This is a genomic window from Pseudomonas sp. GW456-L12 (assembly GCF_059424045.1).
On sequence record NZ_JBWKZA010000010.1, the window covers coordinates 1 to 25,581 of the forward strand.

Here is a 25,581-nt window from a genome sequence, read left to right on the forward strand (position 1 = left end):
AATCAGTATTTATGGTTATAAAAATAACCACGTACTCTCAGCTCATCCCGCCCATTGGTCACGACAGTGAAGTGCTTTATGAAACCGACTGACAACGTTATCGACTTCGCCCAGTTCCGCAAACGCAAGCAGGCCCAGCAACTGGCCCGGGCCATGTGGGAGATGTACGCGCGCAATGCCGGTTACCAGGCGTTCCAGTGGGTTCAGGCGGCCCGGCCGACCAGGACCTACCACGCGTGAGCGTCCAGGAACCCTCGCGCTTTCTGGCGAGCGCCGACGAACCCGGCCTTGATTTGACCCACCTGGAGACTCAGGAAGAGGACCCCATCAGCGAACGGGTCGCGCAAAACCTGCAACGCCTGCGCAGCAAGCGTCATCTGTCCCTGGATGCCCTGGCCCGCCAGTGCGGGGTCAGCCGGGCGATGCTGGCGCAGATCGAGTCCGGGCGCAGCGTGCCGTCGATCAAGGTGCTGTGCAAGATCGCCAAGGGCCTGAAGGTGTCGGTCGCGGCCTTTCTCGAACACCGCGCCTTCGAAGGCGTGGCGGTGCTGCCGTCGAGCCGGAGCAAACGCCTGGTCAGCGCCAACGGCGCCTTTGTCAGCCGCGCCCTGTTCCCCTTCGACGTGGCGCGCCAATCGGAATTCTACGAACTGCGCCTGAGCCCGCTCGGCGAAGACCAGTCCGAAGGACACGGGCCGGGGGTCCAGGAAAACCTGGTGGTGTCCCAGGGCGTACTGGAAATCAGCGTCAACCAAGAACGCTACCTGCTCTCCACCGGCGACTCGATCCTGTTCTACGCCGACCAGCCGCACCGCTACCGCAACCCCGCCGACAGCGAAGCGGTGGCCTACCTGGTGGTGACCTACCCGGAACGCCTGGACTGAATCCTTGCGCGCGTCATGCCAGGCGTGAAGGCGAATACGGATTGAACGGCCGGGGAAACGACCAAACGGCAGTGTGCCGGCCTTGCGGGTTCCATTCGAGACAGGCGATGTCGAGCTTCGATGTCGTGACAACGGATTTCATAGGACTTTCACCATTCGCTTACCGACGTTCTCTCCCCCCAGCAAACCGATCAACCCAGCCGGCAAACTGTCCAGCCCCTCGAGCACATCCTCGCGCACCCGCAACTGGCCGGATTCGACCCAGCCTTTGAGTTCGAGCATCGCCTGCTCGCGGTTCTCCAGGAAGTCCGCCAGCAGGAAGCCGCGCAATGTCAGGCTCTTGATAATGACCATCCCTGGCATCGCGAGCGATCCGGAGCCCGCTACACCGCCGTCGTATTGTGAAACGGCGCCACAACAGACGACTCGCCCATGGTTCGCCATATTCGACAGGCAGGCATCCAGTATGCGGCCCCCGGTATTGTCGAAATAGACATCGATCCCGTCCGGGCATGCCGCGCGCAGATCGTCGAGCAGGTTGCCCGCCTTGTAGTCGAGCGCCGCATCGAACCCCAGTTCACCGATGAGCACGCCGCACTTGGCGGCGCCACCCGCAATGCCGACCGTACGGCAGCCCTTGAGCCTGGCGATCTGCCCGACAATCGAGCCAACCGCCCCCGCCGCCGCGGAAACCACCACGGTGTCACCGGCCTTGGGCCGGCCGCATTCGAGCAGGCCGAAATAGGCCGTCAGGCCTGGCACGCCATAGATGCTGAGCAGATACGTCAGTGGTTCGATCCGCGGCAACCTGACCAGACCGTAGGCAGTAACCGCGGCGAAGGCCTGCCAGCCCGTCTCGGCAAACACCAGGTCGCCGATCACCAGGTGCGATGAGCGTGATTCGATCACCTCTGCCAGCGCCATGCCGGCCATGACCTCGCCGGCCTCAAGGCCTGCCCGATAGGTAGCGCCCTGCATCCAGGCCCTGCTGGCGGCATCGAGCGATACGTACAGGGTGCGAACCAGCACCTGGCCCTCGGCCGGTACTGGACGCGCGGCTTCCTCGATACGGAAGTGTTCAGGCCCCAGCTTGCCCTGGGGAAGCGCAGCCAGGATGACTTGACGATTGCTCATGAGAAGGCATCCACCCGGGTCAGTTCGGCCGACAGGCGCCAAAGACGTTCGGCCTGTTCCGGATCGACGGCATGGGGCCTTACGCCAACGAACGACGCCGGCTCGCTCTCGTCGAGCCTGGCCACCTCGCAGTCTTCGCAATACAACCCACCCAGGCCATCCAGCTTCGGCGATGTCGCAGCCCAGACCTGGGTGGCGGCGCCTTGCCGAGTGTTCTTGAAGGCCGGGTTCGCCGGATTGCCCTCGGCGTCTATCCAGCCCAGGGCGAGCATTTCTTCCTTGGGCAGGTAACGCTGCAGAGGTGTGGCGATCATGCCGGGGTGCAGAGAGAACGCCCGCACGCCCTGCTCGCGCCCCAACCGGTCCAGGTGCACGGCGAACAGCGCGTTGGCGGTTTTCGACTGGCCGTAGGCAAGCCACTTGTCGTAGCCCCGATCGAACTGCGGGTCGTCCCAGCGAATGGCGGATGAGTGATGGCCCGCGGAGGACACCATCACCACCCTGGCGCCGCCTTGCAACGCCGGCCAGAGCCGGTTGACCAGCGCATGGTGGCCCAGGTGATTGGTCGCGAACTGCGCCTCCCAACCGGGGCCCACTCGGGTTTCAGGGCAAGCCATGATGCCGGCGTTGCCCATCAATATATCCAGGTGCGTGCCGCTCGCCAGAAACGCCTCCGAAAAACGCTTGATGCTCGCCAGGTCGGCCAGGTCCAGCCCATGTACCTCGACATTGGCGAGACCGGCAACCCGGGCCTGGGCCGCCTGGCGATCGCGGGCCGCCACTATGACCCGTGCCCCGGCGCCGGCCAGCGCCCGAGTGGTTTCCAGGCCCAGGCCGGAATGCCCTCCCGTGACCAGAGCCGTGGTTCGGGAAAGATCGAGACCTTCGAGTACCTCGGATGCCGTCGAAGCTGCGCTGAAACCGGAATGAACAGGCGTCTGTCTATGGGTCATTGCAATGTCCTTTACGAATGGAAACCAAGCTGCCAATTTGAAGCGCTTTCATTCTGCGAGCCCGAAGCTGGAGCGTGAATGCAATGGCGTCCTACTTTCTATCGAGAGCGTCCGGTTTGACACATGGATCCCCTATCAGAAGTCCTCACCCAGCTCAGTAGCCAGCATTCCTTTTTCGGTGGTTTGAAAGCCGGCGGCGACTGGGCCGTGCGCTTCCCGGCGCCGGAAGGCGTCAAGTTCAACGTGCTTGTGCGGGGGGCTTGCTGGCTGGCCGTGGAAGGAGAAGCAGAGCCGATATGGCTGGAAGCAGGCGACTGTTTCCTGCTATCCCGTGGGCGCCCCCTGTTGATTGGCAGCGATCTTTCGCTGCCAGCGATCGCTGCCGAGGCGATCTATCCTCACGCCGTCAACGGCGTGGCGCATTGCGGCAGTGATGAAGATTGCTTTCTGGTCGGCGGGCGTTTCGCCTTTGGCGACGAAGCCGAGCTTCTGTTCGACAGCCTGCCACCGGTCGCGGTGATCAAGAGCGAGTCGGACCAGGCATCCGTATTGCGCTGGGCCTTGCAGCGGCTGGCGCACGAACTCTCCACTCCATCCCCCGGCGGCGCCCTGATGGTCCAGCACCTGGGCCACATCATGCTGGTGCAGGTACTGCGCATTTACCTGGAGCAGGAAGGAGGCAATACCCCGGGTTGGCTCTCGGCGCTGTCCGAACCGCGTATCGGCGCCGCCGTCCAGGCCATTCACACCAGCCCTGCCCAACGCTGGACGGTCGAGGCCCTGGCCCAAGTGGCCGGTGTCTCGCGCTCGACACTGGCGCTGCGTTTCAAACAGGCCGCCGGCTTTTCGCCCCTGGAATACGTGTTGCGTTGGCGCATGCAACTGGCGACCCGGTCCTTGCGCAACACCCACCTGACGATTTCCTCGATCGCCCAGGCCCTGGGCTACGAGTCCGACAGCGCGTTCAGCAATGCCTTCAAGCGCATCATCAAATGCTCGCCACGGGAGTACCGGGAACGAGCAAGGGCCGTCGCCCAACCCCAGGGGGAATCCGAAGTTCGAGTGGGTGCCTGAAATAAAAAAAACCCGGCGGGATCGTCCCGGCCGGGCTTGTTGGGTGCCGCTGCGAGGAATCAGCAGGTGCAGCACATCATCGGCATGCCGTTGCAGCTCATCATCATCGGCATGCCGCAGTCGTTCATCATCTTCATCATCAGGGCGCAGCAGCTTTTCATCATGTCCATGTTCATGCCGGCCATTGGCATGATCTTGCACATCATGCAGTCGGCCTCGACGGTGCACTCCATCACGCACTTCATCGACGGCATCGGCATGCCCATCATCGGCATTGGCATCATGGCGCCCATCATCGGCATGGCCATGCTCGCCTGGGACATGCACATCATGCTCATGTTGGCGCAGTGCATCATCATCGGCATGCCGCAGTTCATCATCATCTGCATCATTTGCGCGCTGTTCTTGAACATGGCCATGTCCATGCCCGCGGCCGGCATCATCTTGCACAGCATGCCGTCGTCCATCATTTCACAGCTCATGGTCGCCATCATCATCGGCATGCCCATCATCGGCATCATCGGCATGTTGGCGTTCATCGGCATTTGCATCTGCATGGCATTCATCATGGTGAAACTCCCTAAGCGATTCGATAGTTGGACGAAGCGGATGGGGCGGATTCTAGGGAGTGGCGAACGCCGCACAAGATGCCGATCGAACAGCAATTGCGGCTGCCGGGACAGCTTCAGCGCAGCCGCTCGCGCGGGATTTTCCGCTTCAGCAGCCGGATGGATTTCATGGCGGACGGGAGCAGGACAACAGCGTGTTTTCCGCTGCGATGGATATGCGCGAATCAGCGCATCCCATAACCCAAAGAAATAATCATTCTAAAGAGGCCCGACTTTTCTCGGGGAAAGGCGGCTTGCCAGCCTCGCCGGTACCCTGTGGCAGGGTTCGGCGAGGATCGCAAGCGCGGTGCGGGGCATGACGCGGGCTCGGATCGCGGGTCTCAGAGCTTGGCGATCGACACCTCGGTGGATTTGACGAAGGCGATGACCTCGCTGCCGACCTTCAACTCCAGGTCGCGCACCGAGCGCGTGGTGATCACCGAGGTGACGATGCCCGAGGCGGTCTGCACATCGATCTCCGAGACCACCTGGCCTTCATGGATCTCCTTGATGATGCCCTTGAACTGGTTGCGAACATTGATTGCCTTGATGGTCATGATGGGCCTTCCTGTCTGGGGTGGGCACTGGCGCAGCGCCGTGCAGGCCTTTAAGGTGCCTTGTGTCCTTTCACATTAAAAGGAATAAATGGTAGTTATTTTATTCCTTAAATGAATATGAAAAATTCTCCCGTCCTCTTCGTTACCTTGACCGAGCACCGCGCCTTTGCTTCTCTGGATCCCTAACCCTTTCAGGAGATTGTCATGCGAACACTCGAGCTGGCGGGCGTGCCCGTCCCGGTGATTGGCCAGGGTACCTGGCGCATGGGCGAGGAGCGCCACCAGCGCAACGCCGAGATTGCCGCGCTGCAGGCCGGTATCGAACGGGGCATGAGCCTGATCGACACCGCCGAGATGTACGCCGAGGGCGGCGCGGAGGAAGTGGTTGGCGCCGCCATCACCGGCCAGCGCGACCGGGTGTTCCTGGTCAGCAAGGTGTACCCGCACAACGCCAGCCGCAAAGACATTCCCCAAGCCTGCGAGCGCAGCCTGCGGCGCCTGGGTACCGACTACATCGATCTGTACCTGCTGCACTGGCGTGGGCAGTACCCGCTCGAGGAAACCGTGGAAGCCTTCGAGCGCCTGCGCGAAGACGGCAAGATCGGCCGCTGGGGCGTTTCCAATTTCGACCTCGATGACCTCGAGGAACTGACGAGCCCGGCCTGCGCCACCAACCAGGTGCTGTACAACATCGAGGAACGCGGCATCGAATTCGACCTGCTGCCCGCCGCGCGACAACAGCGTTTGCCGCTCATGGCTTACTGTCCTATCGCCCAGGCCGGCAAGCTGCTGCGCCACCCTACGCTGCAGCAGGTCGCCGACCGCCATGGCGTGAGCACGGCCCAGGTCTCGCTGGCCTGGGTCCTGCGCCAGGACGGCGTGATCGCCATTCCCAAGGCGGTACACCCCGAGCATGTCCGGCTGAATGCCGAGGCGGCCGGCTTGCGCTTGCACGACGAAGACCTGGCGGCCATCGACCAGGCCTTTCCCGCGCCACTGCACAAGCAGCGACTGGCAGTGGTCTGAGCCGGCTGTCGCGAGGCATGTCCCACTGAAAAACCTGGTGCCCGTGCCAGGTTTTTTTCGTCGTGGACCAGGCTGGAAGCGGCGAAATACCGCGACTTTAAGGATCGTCCTATCCCGGATTAATGAGGGTTTATTTAGAGTGGGTCAATGAGATTAAAGACCTACCTTCATCAGATCAGTCCCCTATTTTCCAGTCCTGAAGCCGCCAGCAGGTTGCTGCGTCTTTTCGCACTCATTCTTTTGGTCGGCATCCTCGGCGCCGTCTACAACTTCCTCAATTCCACCCTCAGCAACGACATTTCCCGGCGCCGCGGCTACATGAGCAGCGCCATCGCCGAAGCCCAGACCTTCTTCACCAGCCGCGAGGCCTTGCTGGAAAGCCTCAGCCTGTCCGCGGTACGCCGATCCAGGCAGGTCCAGGGGTATCCGCCTTCCAGCGAAGAACTGCACCTGCAACTGGGCGACATCGATGATCCGTGGAGCATCTGGCTGAGCCAGCGCATGCGCGAATACTTCAAGGCCAAGCAGGTCAACCTGCTCTATGTAAGCCCTGGCCCCGAGGCCCGGGTCATGCGCCTCTACAGCAGCAACCCGACCTCCCCCAACCTGCCCAGGACCATCCTCTCCAAGCTTGAGGTCCTGAACCATGGGGAGCATCCGGACACCAACGAGCTGTGGCTGACCGACCCGTCCACGCAGACTTCGCAGCTGTACATTTTCACCCGGCTCGACGAGCGCACCGATGACTCCGGCTGGCTGGGCCTGGAAATGGATGGGCGGGAAGTGCTCAAGGCCCTCAGCGACCAGAGCGCCGGCGAGTTCATGATGTTCAACTCCGAAGGCGCGCTGCTGTTCACCAACACCCCGGCCGGGCGCCTGGGGCAGGCCCTGCAGCAACTGCAAGGCAGCAACTTCTTCGGTTTTGTCGGCAGTGGCTGGTGGCCCGATCACCTGGTGATCCGCAAGCAACTGATGACCTCCGACTGGCAACTGGTCTACTCCTTCAGCCTGCAGTCCCTGCTGATCGCGCTCTGGCCGCAGCTGGCCGGCGTCCTGGCGTTCTGCCTGTTCAGCATCAGCCTGATCTGCCTGCTGACCCGCCGCATCGAGCACCGTTTCATCACCCCTGCGCTGAGCCGTATCCAGGCGCTGGTCGAGAGCGAGCTGTTCAGCCGCGACGTGATCCAGACCGCGCCCGTGGCCTTGTGCGTGCTGCGGCGTACCGATGGCCAGGTGGTCCTGGAAAACACCCTGGCGCAGCAGTGGCTTGGCGATGGCGTCGAACGGGAAATACTCTGCGCCGGCTGGATCCAGCAAGCCTTCAAGAGCCACGAGCCGAACCGCTTCGACTACTTCGAGACCACCGACGGGCGCCATCTTTACCTGAGTTCCGCGCCCACCCGCTACAAGGGCGAGGACGTGTTGTTCTGCGCCTTCAGCGACATCAGCGCGCGCAAGCAGGTGGAAGCCGCGCTGGAAGAAGCGCGGCAGATGGCCGATGCCGCCAACGAAGCCAAGACCCTGTTCCTCGCCACCATGAGCCATGAAATTCGCACCCCGCTGTATGGCGTGCTGGGCACCCTGGAGCTGCTCGCGCGCACCCAACTGGATACCCAGCAGCGCGATTACCTGCGCGCCATCGAGTGTTCTTCCTCGACCCTGTTGCAGTTGATCTGCGATGTGCTGGACGTGTCCAAGATCGAGGCCGGGCAACTGGCCCTGGAACTCAATGAGTTCTCGCCGCTGGACCTGGTCCACGAGCTGATCCAGGGCTATTCCGCGGCGGCGTCGAACAAGGGCCTGCTGCTGTATTCCTGCGTGGACCCGCAAATCCCCGAGCGACTGATCGGCGACGTCACCCGGATCCGGCAGATCCTCAGCAACCTGCTCAACAACGCGGTGAAGTTCACCGACCTGGGGCGCATCGTGCTGCGGGTCAACCTGTTGAGCCGCGATGGCGAGCGCTCCAGCATCCTGTGGCAGGTCTCCGACACCGGCAAAGGCATTGCCCAGGATCATCAGCCGTTGATCTTCGAACCCTTCTATCAAACCGGCGGCAACGCCAACGTGGTGGCGGGCACCGGCCTGGGCCTGCCAATCTGTCAGCGTCTCACGCAATTGATGAACGGCAGCCTGCGCATGGTCAGCGAACTGGGGCTGGGCAGCAGCTTCTCCCTCACCCTGCCCCTGGAAGCGGCGATCGATGGGCCGGTCACCCTGCCCGCCACGCAGCTGCTGCCGGAAACCATCTATGTGATGTCCAGCGTCCGCGAGCTGGCGGAATCCATCGGCGGCTGGCTGCGCCAGTGGGGCGCGCGGGTGCAACTCTGCCATCCCTCGAAGATCGCGCCGACCAGCGATTGCCTGCTGGTCGAGGTTCACCCCGGCGAACTGGAACAACGCCTGCAGCCCGACTGGCCCGGTCCGCTGATCCTCGCCACCGGGACCGGCAATAACCAACCGCAGGTTCGTGCCGGATGCTGGCACGTGAACCTGAACCACCTGCGTTCCATTCATCAGGCGGTCAGCCAGGCCCAGGGGCTGTGGGTGGCCAAGGCCGAGAATCACAACGAACACTGGACGTTGAAGCAACTGAACCTGAACGTGCTGGTGGCCGAAGACAACGTCATCAACCAGCTGATCCTCAGGGATCAGCTGGAAGAGCTGGGCTGCAGTGTGGAGCTTGCGTCAAACGGCGAGGAAGCCCTGTCGATGTGGAACCCCGAGCGGTTCGATCTGGTCCTCACCGACGTCAACATGCCCATGATGAATGGCTATGAACTGGCCAAGGAGCTGCGACGCCGTGGCTGTACGGTCCCGATCATCGGTGCCACGGCCAACGCGATGCGTGGAGAAGAAGAGCAATGTCTGGCGGCCGGAATGAACCATTGCCTGGTCAAACCTTTTGCATTACGCGCCCTGTTCAATTACCTAGCGCCCTATGAAAGAGCGAAGAATGAAGCCCTGTAGCATATTGATCGTTGAAGACCATCCCTTCCAGCACATGTACCTGCAGCATCTGTTCGGTGAGCTGGGCCCCTACTACCTGGAAGGCGCACGGGATGGCGAAGAGGCGCTGGAACGCTTGAAATGGCGCAAGTTCGACCTGGTGCTCACCGACCTGTTGATGCCGGGAATGGATGGCGTGCAGTTCATCCAGGGCCTGGCGGCCCTGCACTCCAAGCCGGCGCTGGCGATCATGAGTTCGGCTTCGCGGCGCATGCTGATGAGTGCCAGCCTGGTTGCCAAGAACCTCGGGGTGAAAGTCATCGGCCTGATTTCGAAACCGGTGAACCTTGCCGCCTTGCAGACCCTGACCACGCAATTGAGCATTTCGCAGCCGAGCTCGCCGCGCCCCTTGCCCGCCTCCATGCTCAGTCGAGCCGCGCTGGTCCAGGCCATCGAGCAAGAGCAGTTCGAAGCCTGGTTCCAACCCAAGAAATCACTGTTCAACGGCCGCATCGTCGCCGCCGAAGCCCTGGTCCGCTGGATGCATCCGACACAGGGCATGCTGCTCCCCGACACCTTCCTGCCCGCCCTCAAGTCCTTCGACCTCGAGGAGGACCTGCTGTGGCTGGTCCTGCGCCAGGCGATCCAGGCCCAGGCACGCTGGCGCCAGCAGGACTACGACATTCCGGTGTCGATCAATCTGCCGACCCATCTGCTCAACAGCCACGACCTGGCGGACCGCCTGTTCGACTTTGTCATGGAACACCAGGGAGTGCCGGGGCAGATCTGTTTCGAACTCATGGAATGTTCGGTGCCCCAGGACATCAGTAACTTCTATGCCGGTGCCTGCCGCTTGCGCATCAAGGGCTTCGGCCTGTCCCAGGACGACTTCGGCAAGGGCTACAGCTCGTACATGAACCTGGTTTCCACCCCGTTCACCGAACTGAAGATCGATCGCGCCCTGGTCCAGGGATGCCACGCCAGCGAAGAACTGACCAAGGCCCTGACCAGCATCATTGCCCTGGGTCGCCAGCTGGGCCTGACCGTGGTGGCCGAAGGCGTGGAAAACGCCGAGGAGCTGGCGCTGCTGCGCAAGATCGACTGCAGCCAGGTGCAGGGTTTCCTGATCTCTCGCGCAGTCCCCTCCGAGCAGTTTCAACAGTTGCTGGTGAACGACGGTCCAGCCGCCAGTTATTGAACCGAGGACATCCGCCCCTTCAGGATTACATGCCCCACATCACTGACAAGTCGTTGTTTAAAGGTAAAATCCTCAAGGCTTCGACTTTTTCATGCTTTTTTGGATACCAGTGATGAACCACCAGGACACGCTCATCGAGAATCTGAAACGATACTCGACTCGCCTGAACAAGGGATTGTTGATTTTCCTCGGCTTGACCCTGTTGTTGATCGCCATCAGTTACTGGTCGTCGCACAAACTGCTCGAAGAACAACACGGCAGGTTCAAAGCGCATTTTGCGCGGATGATGGAAGACATCCGCGAACATGAAGACTTCCTCCGGGGCGTGGCCGTACAAAGTAGCAAGATCCCCCTTCACGCCAACGACTCGCTTTCATACCTGAAAAGCGCCTTGCCCGAAGAGGGGCCGCACAACTACCTGGGCCAGGAGTTTGCCTTTTCCACGCCCTTCAGCCTCTCTGTCAATCACCAGCGCGTCGAGCCTGACACCTTGGCCAGGCTGGCCGACCTGGGAGAGCACCTGACCGACTATTACAGCGCCTTCTGGTCCACTTCCCATTACCAGTCACCGCCGTTTTTCCTGTTCGATGCCGAGGGCAACTTCAATATCGGCATTCCGGCCGCCGGGCATTCACGCGACCCGCTCTGGAAAAACGACACCCCCAACAAGACCCTCGTCCTGCAAACGCTCAAGCATCTGCTGGCGAAAGATTCGGCACGGGCCGATGGCGCGGTCGATTGGGAGCCCCTCGTCCCCCATCAGGCCAATGAGGCCCCCGTCCGGCTGCTGGCTTATGTCAGCACCCATCTCGGGCCGCAATGGTCACGAGTCCAGGACAGCGGTAACCAGATCGGCGTCGCGTCGCTGTTCAGCATGGATCTGGTCAATGACATCAAGCGACTCATGCCGTGGTCGACCTATGACCATGTCGCCCTGGTCGCCCCCTCCGGAAAGGTGCTCAGCGGTTCGCTGCAACCGGGCGTCGTGCTGCATGACGGGCTGAACATCACCAGCGACGGCATGGTCTTCAAAGTCTCGAGCCATTCCGCCGAGCCCTGGACCGCTCTCTATACCATCGGTTTCAAGAGCTACTTCAACTACACCCTGTGGCCCCTGCCGGTCTTGCTGGCCCTGCTGATCGGCGGCATTGGCTGTGGCTGGCTGGTCAGTCGCCGGTATCAGTCACGTATCGTCAAACCGGTCTACGAGGCTTACCAACGCACCGCCGAGAGCGAGGCCTTCAGCCGGGCCGTGATCGATTGCGCACCCACCGGCCTATGCGTGGTGCGTCGCTCGGACTTCAAGGTCCTGCTGGAAAACCGCAAAGCCCAGCAATGGCAAGGCAGCACAAAACTGCGGATGGCCCTGGAGAGCCGGCAGGACCTGTGCGTCGCCGGTGAAACCCGGCTGGACATCGACGGTACTCACCTGCAGGTAGGGTTCGTGCCCACCCGCTATCAGGGCGAGGACGCCTTGCTCTGTGCCTTCCACGACGTGACCAGCCATATCGAGGGCGCGGCCATGCTGGAGCAGGCGCGACGCTCCGCCGATGCGGCGAGCGAAGCCAAGACGCTGTTCCTCGCCACCATGAGCCACGAAATACGCACCCCGCTCTATGGCGTACTGGGCACCCTGGAACTGCTCGGACTGACGCGCCTGGATGCCCGCCAGCGCGAGCACCTGCAAACCATCCAGCGCTCGTCCAGCACCCTGTTCCAATTGATCAGCGATGTCCTGGATATTTCCAAGATCGAATCCGGGCAGATGGCGATCGAGTCCCAGGCGTTCTGCCCGCTGCAGATGATCGAGGACACGCTGCACGCCTACAGCGTCTTCGCCGAAAACAAAGGCCTGCTGCTGTACGCCTGCGTCGATGCGGCGTTGCCCGACCAGTTGCTGGGCGACCCGGTACGGATCCGGCAGATCCTCAGCAACCTGCTCAGCAACGCCATCAAGTTCACCGACACCGGGCGCGTGGTATTGCGAGTCAAGCTCCTGCACTGCCTGGATGGCCAAGCCAGCCTGGAGTGGCAGGTCACCGACTCCGGCATCGGCATTTCACCGGCGCAACAGGAACGCCTGTTCGACACCTTCTACCAGGTACGCGACGCCTCCAGCGAGGCCGGAGCCGGACTCGGCCTGGCGATATGCCGCTGGTTGACGGAAATGATGGACGGTCAGATACGCGTGGTCAGCGAGCCCGGCCTGGGCAGCAGCTTCTCGCTCCGGCTGGGGCTGAAGGTCATGCCCGGCGTGCTGGAAGGTTGCGCGGACATTCTGCCGAGCACCCAGGCGGTGTATGTGCGGGCTCCCGCCGTGGAGCTGGCGCAGAGCACCTGTGACTGGCTGAATCGCCTCGGCGTGGTCGCCAAGCCATTGCCGGCCTTTGTCGAAGAGTCGCGCCAGGCCAACCTGCTGGTCGATGTCCTGCCCTCCGACAGCCTGCCGGCCTGGGCCGGACCACGGGTCCTGTGCGTCGCCGGCGAACACCCGGCACCGCCACCGCGAGGTTGCACCGTGGATGCCCATGATGTGCGGGCCATCGCCAGGGCCGTGTCCCTGACCCTGCACGGGAAAACCATCGCGCCCGCCGCTCCCGAATGCGACCTGAGCAACAGGCTCGGCCTGCATATCCTGGTGGCCGAGGACAACGCGATCAATCAGGCGATCATCAAGGAACAACTCGAAGCCCTGGGCTGTACGGTGACGGCCGCCTCCAATGGCGAAGAAGCCTTGCAGCTCTGGCAGCCGCAGGTGTTCGACCTGGTGCTGACCGACGTGAACATGCCGCTGCTCAACGGCTATGAACTGACCCGCGCCCTGCGTGAGCGTGACCGGGAGACTCCGATCGTCGGGGTCACGGCCAATGCCATGCGCGAAGAAGGCGCCCGCTGCATGGCTGTCGGCATGAATGCCTGGCTGGTCAAACCCTTGAGCCTGCAGACTCTGCACCACTACCTGTCGAATCTCTGCGCGAATGCGCCTGCCCAGGAACCGCAACCGATGATCGATGCAACGCCTTCCCCCACGACCGGCGACACAATGATCGAGCTGTCCCCGAAAATGCGTGAGCTGTTCATTACCACCATGCGCCAGGATGTCCAGAGCGTGACCGACGCCCTCGACGCCCAGGATGCCAAGCGGCTCGCCGAACGGCTGCACAGCGCCGCCGGAGCGCTGGGTGCCGTGCAGCTGAGCGGGCTGGCGAAAAACTGCGCCGAACTGGAGTCCCGGATACTGCAAAGCGCGATCACCTCTTCCGTGACCCTTGAGGTGAAAAGCCTGATACAAAGCTTGACGGATATTCTTAATGCACTTGAATGAGACGCGACAAGATTTGATGAGCGCAATCCTTTACTCTTTCTCCTCACCAACCGGCGTATTACGAGTGGCTAGTCATGGAAAAATTTAAAGTAGTCATCGCCGACGATCATCCGATTGTTCTGCTCGGCGTTCGCGAGTTGATGGAACGGGAAAGCAACTTTGAAATAGTCGGTGAAGCCATCAGCTCACAGGGCTTGATCGAGATCCTCGAACAACAGCCGGTCGATATCGTCATTACCGACTACAACATGCCCGGGGACTCTCCTTACGGCGACGGCCTCAAGCTGGTCGAGTACCTGAAGCGCCACTTCCCGCGCCTGCAGATCCTGATCCTGACCATGATCTCCAACCAGTTGATCCTCACGCGCCTGCATGAACTGGGGGTGGTCGGGGTGATCCAGAAAAGCCAGCTGCACAATGAAATCCAGGTGGCGCTCAAGACCATTGTCGAAAGAGGCTCTTATCAGAGTCTGGAACCTGCGCCGAGCTCGGTCATCGAATCCAACGCCAGCATCGACGACCGGATCTCCATGCTCTCGCCCAAGGAGTTTGAAATCCTGCGGCTGTTCGTTTCCGGCAAGAGCGTCAGTGACATTGCCCGCAGCCAGAACCGCAGTTCGAAGACCATCAGCGCGCAGAAAATCTCCGCCATGCGCAAGCTGGAAGTCGAGAGCGACCAGGACCTGCTGACGTACTGCATCGGGCGCAACATCTTCAACTGACCCCCTCTTACCCAGCGAAGACAGAAGGCCCGGACGACGATGACCTGCGACGACCAGTTCGACCTGCAACAGCTTCAAGGTGCCTGGGAACAGGTGGAGTACGAGGACAACGGGGTCAGCAACCCGCCTGACGAACATGGTGCCCCAGGAGCTCTTACCCTGATCCAGGGGCAAGGGTTCCGCGTCGTGACGCTCGAAGGCGAGCTGTTGCTCGCGGGCAGTTTTACCCTCGATACCCGGACCACACCGAAATCCATTACCTGGGTCGACTCCATGGGCGCCGACACCGGCAAGCACTTGCCTGCCAGCTATCGACTGGACGGCGATGACTTCGTCTTCATCGCCGCGGACGAGGGCCAACCCAGGCCCACCGAGTTCCGCACCGGGCCAGGTGAAACCCTGCGCCGGTTCATCCGCGTCTCACAGGATGGAACAGGCCTCGGCAGCCGCTGAGGTTCACTCATTGGCCGGCATGCCGTCAGGCCCTGGCCCGCTGTATTTCCTGCCCCGCCAACTCGCCAATGGCCAGCAACGCTGCGCAATCCGCACCATCCTGGGCCTGTACCGACATGCCTTGAATGATCGCCCCGATATACCGGGCCAGCGCCGCTGCCTGGGTATCGGCGCGCAGTTGCCCGTTGGCGATGCCCTGCTCGATATGCGCTTCAAAGGCCTTGAGGGTGTTGGCCCTCAGGGCACTGACGAACTCACGCAGCGCATCGTTTTCCACCGCGCAGGTCAGGGTCGCGGTGGAAATCATGCAGCCCCGCGGCCGCCCGGGCAGGCTGTATTCATGGGCCGCCTCGCGCAGCAGGCGGAGGAAACCGTCCACCACATCCGCCTCCTCGCGCAGTGCCCGCTCGGCAAAGGCGCCAGTGCTGCGCTGGTAATGCGCCAGCGCCTGCTGGTAAAGCTCGGCCTTGGACCTGAACGCGGCATACAGGCTTTGCACGGTGATGCCCATGGCCGCCGACAACTCCGGCATCGAGGCGCCTTCATAGCCCAGGCGCCAGAACACCTCTGCCGCAAGGCTCAGGACCTGGTCGCGATCAAAGGCAATCGGCCGTCCACGACGGCGCACCACGGCAGCAGGATTATTTATCATAATGATCACTATTGAAATTAGAACGAATGCCGGTTAATCATAGCGGACATTGTGATTATAGAGGCTCTCCCCATGGATCGACCCCATAAAGGCCTGCTCGCCCTGGCGGCCACCCTCGGCGCTTCGCTGGCCAGCGCCGCCACGCCGGACGAGGAGCTCGGCAGGCGCATGGACACGGCCATCGAACGCGCCATCGGCGAACAGCGGATCGTCGGCACCGTGGTGGTGGTGATGCGTGACGGCCAGGTGGTGTACCAGCGCGCCGCCGGTTTCGCCGATCGGGAGGCGGCCCGGCCCATGACCGGCGACACCATCCTGCGCCTGGCCTCTATCACCAAGCCCATGGTGTCCGTGGTCGCCATGCGCTTGGTGGAACAGGGCACGCTGTCCCTGGACGATACGGTCAGCCAATGGCTGGCGGATTTCCGCCCAGGGCTGGCCGATGGCACCCACCCGCCGATCACTCTCAAGCAATTGCTCACCCACACCGCCGGCCTGAGCTATGGCTTTCTCGAGGCCGAGCATGGGGCGTATCGCACGGCCGGGGTGTCGGATGGCCTGGCCGAGCCGGGCATGAGCCTGGAAGACAACCTCAAACGCATTGCCAGCGTGCCCTTGAGTTATCCGCCGGGTACGCAGTGGCGCTATTCCATGGCCATCGACGTGCTCGGCGCCGTGCTGGAAAAGGCCAGCGGCAAAAGCCTGCCAGCCCTGACCGAGGAGCTGGTCACCCAGCCTTTGCACATGAACGACACCGCGTTCTCGGTCAAGGACCCTGCCCGCCTCGGCGCGGTTTACCGCGATGACCGTCCGCGGCCGAGCCGGATGCAGGACGAGGCGGCGATCCGGGTCGGCGAAAGCACCACGCTGTTCTCCCTCAAGCGGATCTTCGACCCGCGCGCCTACCCTTCCGGTGGCGCCGGCATGGCCGGTACCGCCATGGACGTGGCGCGTTTTCTCGACACCTTGCGCCAGGGTGGCGGCCCGCTGCTTTCCGCCCGTAGTGTGCAGGCGATGATGACCGACCAGGTCGGCGCCCAGGCGCAGACCCAGGGGCCGGGCTGGGGCTTCGGCTACGGCTGGGCGGTGCTGGACGATCCGGCCCTGGCCGGTACCCCACAATCCCGGGGCACCCTGCAATGGGGCGGCGCCTACGGCCACAGCTGGTTTGTCGACCCACAGGCCAGGCTAACCGTGGTGGCGCTGACCAACACCGCCTTCGAGGGCATGTCGGGGGCCTTTACCCGGGAGATCCGCGACGCCGTCTACCCGGCGCCCTGAAGCACCTCGCCGCCCGGAGCGTCGAGCGCCCACCAGCCCGGCAGCAATTGCCGGACCCGGGGCTCGGCGAACCGGTCGTCGATCAGCATCACCACGCCGCGGTCCTGCTGGCTGCGAATCACCCGGCCCGCGGCCTGCACCACCTTCTGCAGGCCGGGGTACAGGTAGGTGTAGTCGTAACCGGCGCCGAAAATCGCCGCCATGCGTTGTTTCATCTGCTCATTCACCGGGTTCAGCTGGGCCAGGCCGAGGGTGGCGATAAAGGCACCGATCAGCCGCGAACCCGGCAGGTCGATGCCCTCGCCGAACGCCCCGCCCAGCACGGCGAAACCCACCCCCTGGCCATCGGCGTCGAAGCGCTCGAGAAACCCCTGGCGTTGCCCTTCATCCATCCCGCGCGACTGTTGCCACAGAGGGATATCCGGGTGCTGTTGGGCCAGCAGGCTGGCCACCTGCTGCAAGTAATCGAAGCTGCTGAAGAACGCCAGGTAGTTGCCGGGGCGCTGGCGGAACTGGCTGGCGATCAGCTCGACGATGGGCGCCAGCGACGCCTGGCGATGGGCGAAACGGGTGGAGATCCGGCTGACGATGTGCACGTCCAGCTGCGCGGCACTGAACGGCGACTCCACGTCCACCCACACCGTGGTTTCCGGCAGCCCCAGCAGGTCGCGGTAGTAATGCCAGGGGTTGAGGGTCGCCGAGAACAGCACCGTACTGCGCGCCGCGCTCAGCCGCGGCGCCAGGAAGCCCGCCGGCACCACGTTGCGCAGGCACAGCTCGGACAGGCTGCGCCGGGCATTGAGTTCGCGCTTGCTGATATCGAACAGGAACTGCTCGTCGAACAGTTCGGCCACCCGGGCGAATTGCAGCGCATCGAAATAGAAGCCCTGCAACCGGCTGTCCAGCCCTTGCGGGTGGTCGTTGAGGTAATCGCCGATCGCCGAAATACACAGCGACAGCGCCTTGAGCAACGGGGCCGGCGCCTGGTCATAGGCCTGGTACGGCCGCAGCTGTTCCTTGTGCAGGGCATTCCATTCCCGGTTGAGCCGTTGCAGCGGCTTCTTCAGCGCCTCCGGGGCGGCCTGGCGCACGCTGTGCAACTGGTACTGGTCGAGGCTGGCGCTGTACATCGAGCGCCCGCGCTCCACCAGGTTATGCGCTTCGTCCACCAGCGCGGCGACCTTCCATTGGTTGGCCTGCGCCAGGCCGAACAGCAAGGCGCTGAAATCGAAATAGTAGTTGTAGTCCGCTACCAGCAGATCGCTCCAACGGGCCATTTCCTGGCTCAGGTAATACGGGCACAGCCCATGCGCCAGGGCGATCTCGCGCAGCGCCTGCTGGTCCAGCAAGGATCGCTGGCTCGCCGCCTGCCGCGCCGCCGGCAGACGGTCGTAGAAACCCTTGGCCAGCGGGCAGGACTCGCCATGACAGGCCAGCTCCGGGTGCTCGCAAGCCTTGTCCCGCGCCACCAGCTCCAGCACCCGCAACGGCAGCCCGGGGCTGCGTTCGAACAGCACCTCGGCGGCATCCAGCGCCAGTTTGCGTCCCGGGGTCTTGGCGGTGAGGAAGAACAGCTTGTCCAGTTGCTGCCCCGGCATCGCCTTGAGCATGGGAAACACCGTGCCCAGAGTCTTGCCGATCCCGGTCGGCGCCTGGGCCATCAGGCAGCGCCCGGTGCTCACCGCCTTGTACACCGACTCGGCCAGCGCGCGCTGCCCAGGGCGGAAGTCGGGATGGGGGAAACCCAGCGCCGCCATGGCCTGGTCGCGGGCGTGCCTGTGGGCCAGTTCCTGTTCGGCCCATTGCAGGAACAGGCTGCATTGCTGGTTGAAGAACTGCTCCAGGGCCTGGGCCTCGTGTTCTTCCACCAGCGACGTCTCGCGCTCGCTGAGGATGTCGAAATACACCAGCGCCAGACGGATGCTGCTCAACTGCAACTGCTGGCACAGCAGCCAGCCATAGATCTTCGCCTGGGCCCAATGCAACTGGCGATGGTTGGCCGGCATGCGCTCCAGGTCGCCGCGGTAGGTCTTGACCTCTTCCAGCAGGTTGGCGTCCGGGTCGTAGCCGTCCGCCCTGCCCTTGACCGTCAACGCGCCGAAGCTGCCTTCGAGGGACACTTCGCTCCGATAGTTCGCGCTGCGCCGCGCCGCCAACGTGCGGTGGCCCTGGATGCCTTCCAACGCAGTGGGCGACGGGGTGAAGCGCAGGTCGAGGTCGCCGACCTTGGCGGTGAACTCGCACAGCGCCCGTACCGCGATACGGTAGTTCACCCGTCCTGCTCCGCCCATTGCACGTAGCAGACCGCCACCGGCATCTGGTGCTGCCGGCAGAACTCCAGCCAGCGCAACTGGTTGTCCTGCAGGCGGTCGCCAGGGCCCTTGACCTCGATCATCCGGTAGGTTTTCTGCTGCGGCCAGAACTGGATCAGGTCCGGCATGCCGGCGCGGTTGGCCTTGATGTCCTGCAGCAGGCGCTCGAACCAGTGCTTGAGGTGCTCGGCCGGCAGGCAGGCCAGCGCCTGCTCCAGCAATTCTTCGCCGAGGGCGCCCCAGAACACGAAAGGCGACTGCACGCCCCACTTGTCGAGGTAGCGCTGGCGGATGGTCTGCGCATAACGCCCGTCATCCAGCTCCGCCAGGCAGGCCTGGAACAGCTCGGCGCGACGGCTGTGGAAGTCCTCGCTCAGCAGGTCGGCCGGGCCGCGCTGGAACGGATGGAAAAACGCCCCGGGCAGCGGCGCGAAGATCGCCGGCCAGCAGAGCAGCCCGAACAGCGAATTGATCAGGCTGTTCTCCACGTAGTGCACCGGCGCCTGCTCCTCGTGGAGATGGGCCTGCACATGGAATTCCACCGACAACGCCGGATCGACCCGCGGCAGGCTGAGGTCCAGGCGCAGCGTCGGCTGGGTGCCGCCGCGCGGCGTGGCCGGGCCGCCGAGCTTGCGCCGCAACCTGGGCAGCAGCCGCAGCAGTTGCTGCTGCTCGGCCGCGTTGTGCGGGGCCAGTGCCGCCGCCTCGGCCAGGGCCAGCGCCTGCGGGTAATCGCCACTGCGCTCGAAGACGCGGATCAGCCGCGCTCTCGCCCCGGGATCGGCGCAGGCCTGGTAGATGGCGGCCGCCAGCGGCCATTCGGCTAGCCGCTCGCAATGCTGCCCCAGCAGGAACAGCAACTTGGCCCGGCGCCGCTGCAACCAGGGATTGTCGCTGGCGAACGCCTGGATGCTCGCCAGCACCTCCTCCAGTGCCGCGCCGCTTTCAAAATGCTGCCGACAATCCTCCAGGTACAGGAAACCCTCGACGTCGGCGCGGCTGCGCAGCGCCCGGGCGTCGTCGCGAAACTCGACCTTTTCGTAGGTGAAGATGCCCAGGTCGGCCAGCACGAACTCCGACCAGTCCTGGTGCAGATTGCCGAAGAACATCAGGCGCAGGCGGTCGCACAGCGCCATGACCGTCAGGCTGCATGCCCCGTCCTCCAGATCCGGGCACCACTGGCCCAGGCTCCGCGGCTCGTCGAACAACGGCGCCAAGGCGGCCAGCCAGTCGGACTTGCGGGCCTTCGGCTGCTCGATTTGCGCGCGAAAAACCTGGAGGATTTCCGCCTTCTGCAACAGGTTGAACAGCTCTTCCAGGGTCAGCGGCGCCTGCTCGTCGACCCAGCCCAGGCGCATCAGCGGTGCGACGGCCGCGCGAGTATCGCCGATTTCTTCATAGACCAGCCGGGACGTGCGAAAATGACAGCCCTTGCGCATGATCATGCGCACCAGCAGGGCCTGGGATGGCTGGGCCAGCGTCGAGAAGTCGTCGATGAAGCTACGCTCTTCGGGTGACAGCACATCGGCGTAGCGCAGCTTGAGCCACGCCAGCACCTGCTGAAAGTTGTGCAGGTAATAAAGAGGGTTTTCCAGAGGGTTGGAAGTCACAGGACAAGCGCGCCGCAAAGAGGTTGATACTGGTTATGCATACAGATAACAGCTGCCGACCTGCCCTGGCAAACACTATTGGATAAGTGGCGTTACAGTTTTTTTTACGGGGCCGCAGAACTTTCTTGCGGTTAATCACACCAAGGGCGGATAGCCATATAGTCGCGAGCCGCCAATCATGGTGGACTCACGGGATTCATGAAGAGAGGTTTGTCTATGAACGTCAAATACCTGGGCCTGCCGTTGGCCGTTGCAGCCTTCCTGGCACTGGGCGGCTGTGCCTCGCCAACCGTGGTGACGCTGCAGAACGGCACGCAATACCTGACCAAGGACATGCCTAACGCCAAGACCGCCGACGGGTTCTACGAATTCGAAGACATCGCCGGCAAGAAAATCCGCATCAAGGCGGCCGATGTCGCCACCGTCCGCCAAGAAGACTGACCGATCGAACCCGGTCGCCCTCAGGGCGACCAGGGTGCCGAATTCTCCCCCGGCACGCTGTTATCGCAGGAAATGTAGTGCTGTTCCCCGCGCTTCTGCAGTTCGCCACGCACCCGCTGACACCGCTCGAACTCCCGGGCCGCCGCATTATCGATGCTGATATTGCCGGTGGTTTCAGGCTTTTTACCCTCCCCCAGGGTCACGCTCGCCCAAGGCCGCTCCGCGTCGATATGAAAGCGGCTGCCCGGTTCGGGCTGCACTTCTTTTTCGGTAGCCTGCGCGGCGGCCGGTAGCTGGTCCGGGGTCACGCCGTAGCGCTTGAGGATCGACTGCTGAGGCAAGTCCTCGGCCATTGCGCTGCCCGCCATCAGGACCAGCGCCAGACCGATGCCATACCTCTGGTTATCACTCACCTTGTGTTTCTCCTGCTGTTCACTGTTGCCATTGAATGAGCCTCGGCAGCGGCTGCCTGCCTTGATAACGCGCAAGCTCCTGCGGACTTTAAGGGCCCGGAGCGCGCGCGCGGCATCCACCCGCCTGGCGACAGGCCGATGTTTTATCGAGCGCTGTGTCACAGGGGGCAGGTATTGGAGTCATTTCCAGGCTGGCGGGTCACCCTTTGGGCAAATACCCTTGGTTTTGGCGAAAAAAGTGCGGTCGAGGGACACACAAAGGCAAACCCGTGACCGCGCGAGGCCAAGACCTCGCCCCGCGCGGTCAGGCTTCAGGCGATGGTGATGCTCGCGCCGCTGAGGCTGTCCAGGCTCACCCCTACCAGGGTCACCGAGTCGCCGCCAAAGGTCAGCAGGGTATCGTTGCCCACGGTGCTGGCGTGGGCGCGGAAGTCGTCGTTGGCGACCACGCCTGCGACGCCGAGGAACACCAGTTTGTCGCTACTCTGGTAACCCAGCACCCGATCCTGGCCGAAGTTGCCGCTGAACAGCAAGGTATTACTGCCCCCGCCCGCCTGCAGCAGGTCGTTGCCCGCGCCGCCGACCAGCACATCGTTACCCTGGCCGCCGATCAGGTGGTCATCGCCGTCCAGGCCGAACAGCCAGCCGCCGCCGGCGTGGGCGGTCAGGGTATTGGCCGCGGCGTCGCCTTTCACCGAAGCGGCGTACTGGGTCAGGTTGCTCCCCGCCAGCAGGCCCTTGTCGGTGACGCTGTGGGTCACATCGTCCTTGAACAGGCCCCAGAGGAACCCCGGCTCCTTGCTGGTGATCGCGCCGATATCGCGGGTGATGCTGATGCCGCCATTGGCATCGCGCACATACAGGGTGCCGGCGCCGTCGTTGGCGAAGCTGAAGTTCTTCACCGACTGCTGCAGGTCCAGGGTGTTGTGGCCCTGCCCGCCCAGCAGGATGTTGTAGCCGCCGGCGTCGCGAAAGGTATCGTTGCCGGCGCGGCCTTCGAGGTAGTCGTTGCCCTGGCCGCCCTGGATCAGGTCGTTGCTGTCGGTGCCGATGATAAAGGTGCTGCCCTTGTGGGTTTCGGCATTGCGGTTGAGGTCCTGGACCCAGGTGGTGGCCCGCGCCGGGTCCGACAGGTTGGCGACGATGATGGTCGAGTCCTTGCTCGTCAGGTCGTAGAACTTCGACTCGAGGATCCGTGTCATGCCGTCGCCGTAGCCGGTGGGCAGGTGCGACAGCCAGGTCGGGATATTCAGGATGGAAAACGGCAGCAGGTTCCAGGCCGCCGAAGCGTAATGGTCGTTGAAACTGACGATGTTGTTGGTCGCCGACTCCTGCGCCGTGTCGTGCACGCCGAGGGATGCCAGGTTGAACGAAGAGCCGTCGAGGGCGCGGAACACCGGATCGTTTTCGTAGCCGATATTCAGCACCTTGTCCCCCGCGCTCTGGGTCGGCGAGGCGTAGGCGACGTAGCTGGCATCCTGGTAGAACCCCGACCAGTGATCGCCACTCAGGTCCGCCAGGCTGTTGACCGCCAGGCCGCCGAGGCTGTGGCCGCTGACCAGGATGTCCTTGCCCGTCAGGCCATTGGCCTGGGCGAAGGCCGCGACATCGGCGAGCAGTTTGCCGAAGGCTTCGCCGGCGTAGTTTTTCGCGTAGTCCCTGGGACCGAACGCCGCCAGCAGGTCGTTGATCACATCGCCGATGGAGTCGCCGATCACCGATTCACGGGGACCGCTGGTGCCGCGAAAGGCAATGCCGATGGAGGTCAGGTGGCCCTGGTCGTCGTACTTGCCGAGCACTTCGGCCTGGGCGGTGGTGTAGCCGGCCTTTTCCCCGTAGTAGGTGCCCCTGAAGTCGGTCTTGCCGTCGTAGCCCAGCTGGGCAGCGCCGATCGGTGTCCAGCCGGCCTTTTGCACCGCCTCCAGTGCGGCTTTCTCCGAGTCGGGGTTCCAGGGCAGCCCGGGAATCACCCCTTGCGAGTCGCTGCTGCCGATCAGCCCCGTCACCAGGGTCGCCGGCAGGCCGAGGCCGAAGCCGTACTGCTGATAGCCGGCGGAAAACCCGTTGTCGAGGTTGTGGTAGGAATACAGCGTGATCGCCAGCGCATCGGAAAACAGCGCCTTTGAGTCTTCTGTGCCGAGGTTCTTGTAGTCATACACACCCATGGTATTGCCTCTCTTTGTTGTTGAACTTTATTCGAGATAGCTCACGCGGACGGGACGCCCTCCGCTGGCGCCCCATCCTTAGTGCAATGCTTTTTGCTACTTATCTATGCAAAGACGATCCCCCCTGCAGAGAGGCTGTCCGGCGCGACCCCGACCAGCGTCACGGCGTAGTCGCCGACGCTGAGCAAGGTGTCCTGGCCGCTCTGTGACAGGTGCTGCGTGTAGTCGTAGCCCTGCCCCGCGCCCGCCACGCCCATGAACACCAGCTTGTCGCTGCCCTGGTAGCCATGGATCGCGTCGAAGCCGAAGGCGCCGCTGAACAGGAAGGTGTTGGCCCCGCCGCCGCTGGAGTACATGACATCGTTGCCGGCGCCGCCGACAAAGGTCACGTCGCTCTTGTCGCTGCGCAGCACATCGTCGCCGCCGTGACCGAACAGCCAGTCGCCGTCGACGCTGGCCACCAGCGCATTGCCGTAGGCGTCGCCATTGAGCGAATGGTTGTAGTGAGTCAACTGGTTGCCGGCCAGCAGGCCCTGGTCGGTCACACTGTGGGTCACCTCCTTGCTGAACAGTCCCCAGGCGAAACCCGGCTCCTTGCTCACCAGCGCGCCGATATCGCGGGTCATGCTGATGCCGCCATAGGCATCGCACACGTACAAGGTGCCGTCACCATCGTTGACCACGCTGAACTTGCCGAGCGACTGCTGCAGGTCGAAGACGTTATGCCCCTTGCCACCCAGCAGGATGTTGTAGCCACCCGCGTCGCGGAAGGTGTCGTTACCATCGCGGCCCTCGATGAAGTCGTTGCCGCGTCCGCCCTTGAGCAGGTCGCTGCCGTCGGTGCCGAAGATAAAGGTGCTGCCCTTGTGCGGTTCGGCGTTGCGGTTGAGGTCCTCGACCCAGGTCTTGCCCCGATTGGCCTCGGACAAGGTGGAGACGATCAGGGTCGAGTCCTTGCTGGTCAGGTCGTAGAACGCCGAATCCACCACCCGGTTCAAGCCATCGGCGTAACCCGCGGAACCGTGGGCCTTCCACGACAGCGGGTTGAGGATGCTCTGCGGCAGCAGGTTCTCCAGGGTCGACGCGTAGTGCTCGTTGAAGTTGACGATGTTGTTGGTCGCCGACGCCTGGAACTGGTCATGGCTGCCCAGGGACGAAGCGTTGAAGGTGGTGCCGTCAAGCACCCTGAACACCGGATCGTTTTCGTAGCCGATGTTCAGCACCTTGTCCCCCGGGCTCTGGGTCGGCGAGGCGAACGCCACATAGCGGGCGTCAGCGTAGAAACCGCCCCAGTGCTCGCCGCTCAATTCGGCCAGGCTGTTGACCCCCAGACCGCCCAGGCTGTGGCCGCTGACCAGCACATCCTGGCCGCTCAGGCCCTGGGCCTTGGCGAACTCGGCGACGCTGGCGAACAGCTTGTCGAAGGCATTCTTGCTGTAATTCGCCGCGTAGCCCACCGGCCCGACCGCCGCCAGCAGGTTGTTCTTGATGTCGCCCAGGGTATCGCTGAAGCCCAGGCCGCCGGTGCCGCGAAAGGCGATGCCGATCGACAGCAACTTGCCAGCCTCGTCGTAACGCCCCAGCACCTCCACTTCGGCGCTGGTAAAGCCTGGCTGCTCGCCGAAGAAGGTGCCCTGGGGCCCGACCTTGCCCTGATACCCCAGCCGCTCGGCACCAATCGCCGTCCAGCCCGACGCCAGCGGCTGCCCGGTGGGCGTGTAGGCGTAGAGCGTCAACGCCAGGGCATCGCTGTACAGCGCCTTGCCCGCCTCGCCCTTGAAACTCCGGTAATCGAATACACCCATGTTGTGTCTCACTCTTATG

21 protein-coding genes are annotated in these 25,581 nt (G+C 63.2%); 11 read left to right on the top strand and 10 right to left on the bottom strand.

All coding sequences use genetic code 11. The annotated features are described in order from the left end of the window. The first annotated feature begins 78 nt into the window (after positions 1-78). Positions 79-240, top strand: a complete 162-nt coding sequence (locus AC07Y9_RS14930) for a hypothetical protein (RefSeq protein ID WP_007929067.1) — start codon at positions 79-81, stop codon at positions 238-240. Between the two features lie 53 nt (positions 241-293). Then, a complete protein-coding gene (locus AC07Y9_RS14935; RefSeq protein WP_371858255.1) occupies positions 294-884 on the top strand; it encodes a helix-turn-helix domain-containing protein in 591 nt (196 codons plus the stop codon). Between the two features lie 138 nt (positions 885-1,022). On the opposite strand, the gene AC07Y9_RS14940 is transcribed toward AC07Y9_RS14935, so the two are convergent. After that, positions 1,023-2,018 carry an NADP-dependent oxidoreductase gene (locus tag AC07Y9_RS14940; protein WP_102680874.1) on the bottom strand — a complete coding sequence of 332 codons (996 nt, stop codon included), beginning with the start codon at positions 2,016-2,018 and terminating at the stop codon, positions 1,023-1,025. Further along, positions 2,015-2,971, bottom strand: coding sequence for an SDR family NAD(P)-dependent oxidoreductase (locus tag AC07Y9_RS14945; protein ID WP_102680873.1), 957 nt, complete (start codon positions 2,969-2,971; stop codon positions 2,015-2,017). Before AC07Y9_RS14945 ends, AC07Y9_RS14940 begins: the two co-directional genes overlap by 4 nt. Positions 2,972-3,094: 123 nt before the next feature. Between AC07Y9_RS14945 and AC07Y9_RS14950 the strand changes: the two genes are divergently transcribed. After that, entirely contained in the window at positions 3,095-4,045 is a 951-nt protein-coding gene (locus AC07Y9_RS14950) for an AraC family transcriptional regulator (RefSeq protein WP_102680872.1), read from the top strand. A gap of 59 nt (positions 4,046-4,104) precedes the next feature. Here AC07Y9_RS14950 and AC07Y9_RS14955 read toward each other — a convergent pair whose 3' ends face one another. Then, the gene (locus AC07Y9_RS14955; protein WP_062825983.1) at positions 4,105-4,614 is read right to left on the bottom strand and encodes a hypothetical protein; all 510 of its coding nucleotides are present in this window, start codon (positions 4,612-4,614) and stop codon (positions 4,105-4,107) included. Between the two features lie 380 nt (positions 4,615-4,994). Beyond that, positions 4,995-5,210 (bottom strand): TOBE domain-containing protein, encoded by a 216-nt coding sequence (locus AC07Y9_RS14960; protein WP_009044054.1) that lies wholly within the window; start codon positions 5,208-5,210, stop codon positions 4,995-4,997. 204 nt (positions 5,211-5,414) lie between these two features. Here AC07Y9_RS14960 and AC07Y9_RS14965 point away from each other — a divergent pair, with 204 nt between their 5' ends. The 6 genes from AC07Y9_RS14965 (at position 5,415) to AC07Y9_RS14990 (ending at position 14,883) form a co-directional block, all read left to right on the top strand. Beyond that, positions 5,415-6,236, top strand: coding sequence for an aldo/keto reductase (locus AC07Y9_RS14965; protein ID WP_102680871.1), 822 nt, complete (start codon positions 5,415-5,417; stop codon positions 6,234-6,236). A 147-nt stretch (positions 6,237-6,383) separates the two neighbouring features. Then, positions 6,384-9,206, top strand: coding sequence for a response regulator (locus tag AC07Y9_RS14970; RefSeq protein ID WP_102680870.1), 2,823 nt, complete (start codon positions 6,384-6,386; stop codon positions 9,204-9,206). 34 nt (positions 9,207-9,240) lie between these two features. After that, positions 9,241-10,383 carry a response regulator cyclic di-GMP phosphodiesterase PvrR gene (gene pvrR, locus AC07Y9_RS14975; RefSeq protein WP_494990232.1) on the top strand — a complete coding sequence of 381 codons (1,143 nt, stop codon included), beginning with the start codon at positions 9,241-9,243 and terminating at the stop codon, positions 10,381-10,383. Between the two features lie 112 nt (positions 10,384-10,495). Further along, on the top strand, positions 10,496-13,708 hold the full coding sequence (locus tag AC07Y9_RS14980) for a hybrid sensor histidine kinase/response regulator (RefSeq protein WP_102680868.1): 3,213 nt from the start codon (positions 10,496-10,498) through the stop codon (positions 13,706-13,708). 74 nt (positions 13,709-13,782) lie between these two features. Next, complete coding sequence (locus tag AC07Y9_RS14985) at positions 13,783-14,430, top strand: response regulator (RefSeq protein ID WP_007929094.1); 648 nt, start codon at positions 13,783-13,785, stop codon at positions 14,428-14,430. A gap of 39 nt (positions 14,431-14,469) precedes the next feature. Further along, positions 14,470-14,883: a TIGR03067 domain-containing protein gene (locus AC07Y9_RS14990; RefSeq protein ID WP_007929097.1), complete on the top strand. Its 414-nt coding sequence runs from the start codon at positions 14,470-14,472 to the stop codon at positions 14,881-14,883. Between the two features lie 25 nt (positions 14,884-14,908). Here the strand turns inward: AC07Y9_RS14990 and AC07Y9_RS14995 are convergent, their stop codons facing one another. After that, complete coding sequence (locus tag AC07Y9_RS14995; RefSeq protein WP_102680867.1) at positions 14,909-15,535, bottom strand: TetR/AcrR family transcriptional regulator; 627 nt, start codon at positions 15,533-15,535, stop codon at positions 14,909-14,911. A gap of 72 nt (positions 15,536-15,607) precedes the next feature. On the opposite strand from AC07Y9_RS14995, the gene AC07Y9_RS15000 reads away from it, so the two are divergent. After that, positions 15,608-16,816: a serine hydrolase domain-containing protein gene (locus AC07Y9_RS15000; protein ID WP_102680866.1), complete on the top strand. Its 1,209-nt coding sequence runs from the start codon at positions 15,608-15,610 to the stop codon at positions 16,814-16,816. Here AC07Y9_RS15000 and AC07Y9_RS15005 read toward each other — a convergent pair. Continuing rightward, a complete protein-coding gene (locus AC07Y9_RS15005) occupies positions 16,801-19,089 on the bottom strand; it encodes an ATP-dependent DNA helicase (RefSeq protein ID WP_102690461.1) in 2,289 nt (762 codons plus the stop codon). The genes AC07Y9_RS15000 and AC07Y9_RS15005 overlap by 16 nt on opposite strands. Then, the gene (locus AC07Y9_RS15010) at positions 19,086-20,738 is read right to left on the bottom strand and encodes a VRR-NUC domain-containing protein (RefSeq protein WP_102681006.1); all 1,653 of its coding nucleotides are present in this window, start codon (positions 20,736-20,738) and stop codon (positions 19,086-19,088) included. Before AC07Y9_RS15010 ends, AC07Y9_RS15005 begins: the two co-directional genes overlap by 4 nt. 216 nt (positions 20,739-20,954) lie before the next feature. On the opposite strand from AC07Y9_RS15010, the gene AC07Y9_RS15015 reads away from it, so the two are divergent. Beyond that, positions 20,955-21,179 (top strand): YgdI/YgdR family lipoprotein, encoded by a 225-nt coding sequence (locus AC07Y9_RS15015; protein WP_007922767.1) that lies wholly within the window; start codon positions 20,955-20,957, stop codon positions 21,177-21,179. Positions 21,180-21,199: 20 nt separating this feature from the next. On the opposite strand, the gene AC07Y9_RS15020 is transcribed toward AC07Y9_RS15015, so the two are convergent. The 3 genes from AC07Y9_RS15020 to AC07Y9_RS15030 all read right to left on the bottom strand — a co-directional run bounded on the left by AC07Y9_RS15020 (position 21,200) and on the right by AC07Y9_RS15030 (position 25,562). Further along, complete coding sequence (locus tag AC07Y9_RS15020; protein ID WP_102681029.1) at positions 21,200-21,592, bottom strand: hypothetical protein; 393 nt, start codon at positions 21,590-21,592, stop codon at positions 21,200-21,202. A gap of 311 nt (positions 21,593-21,903) precedes the next feature. Beyond that, entirely contained in the window at positions 21,904-23,757 is a 1,854-nt protein-coding gene (locus AC07Y9_RS15025) for a polyurethane esterase (protein ID WP_102681007.1), read from the bottom strand. A 104-nt stretch (positions 23,758-23,861) separates the two neighbouring features. Beyond that, entirely contained in the window at positions 23,862-25,562 is a 1,701-nt protein-coding gene (locus tag AC07Y9_RS15030) for a polyurethane esterase (RefSeq protein WP_102681008.1), read from the bottom strand. Between the last annotated feature and the right edge of the window lie 19 nt (positions 25,563-25,581).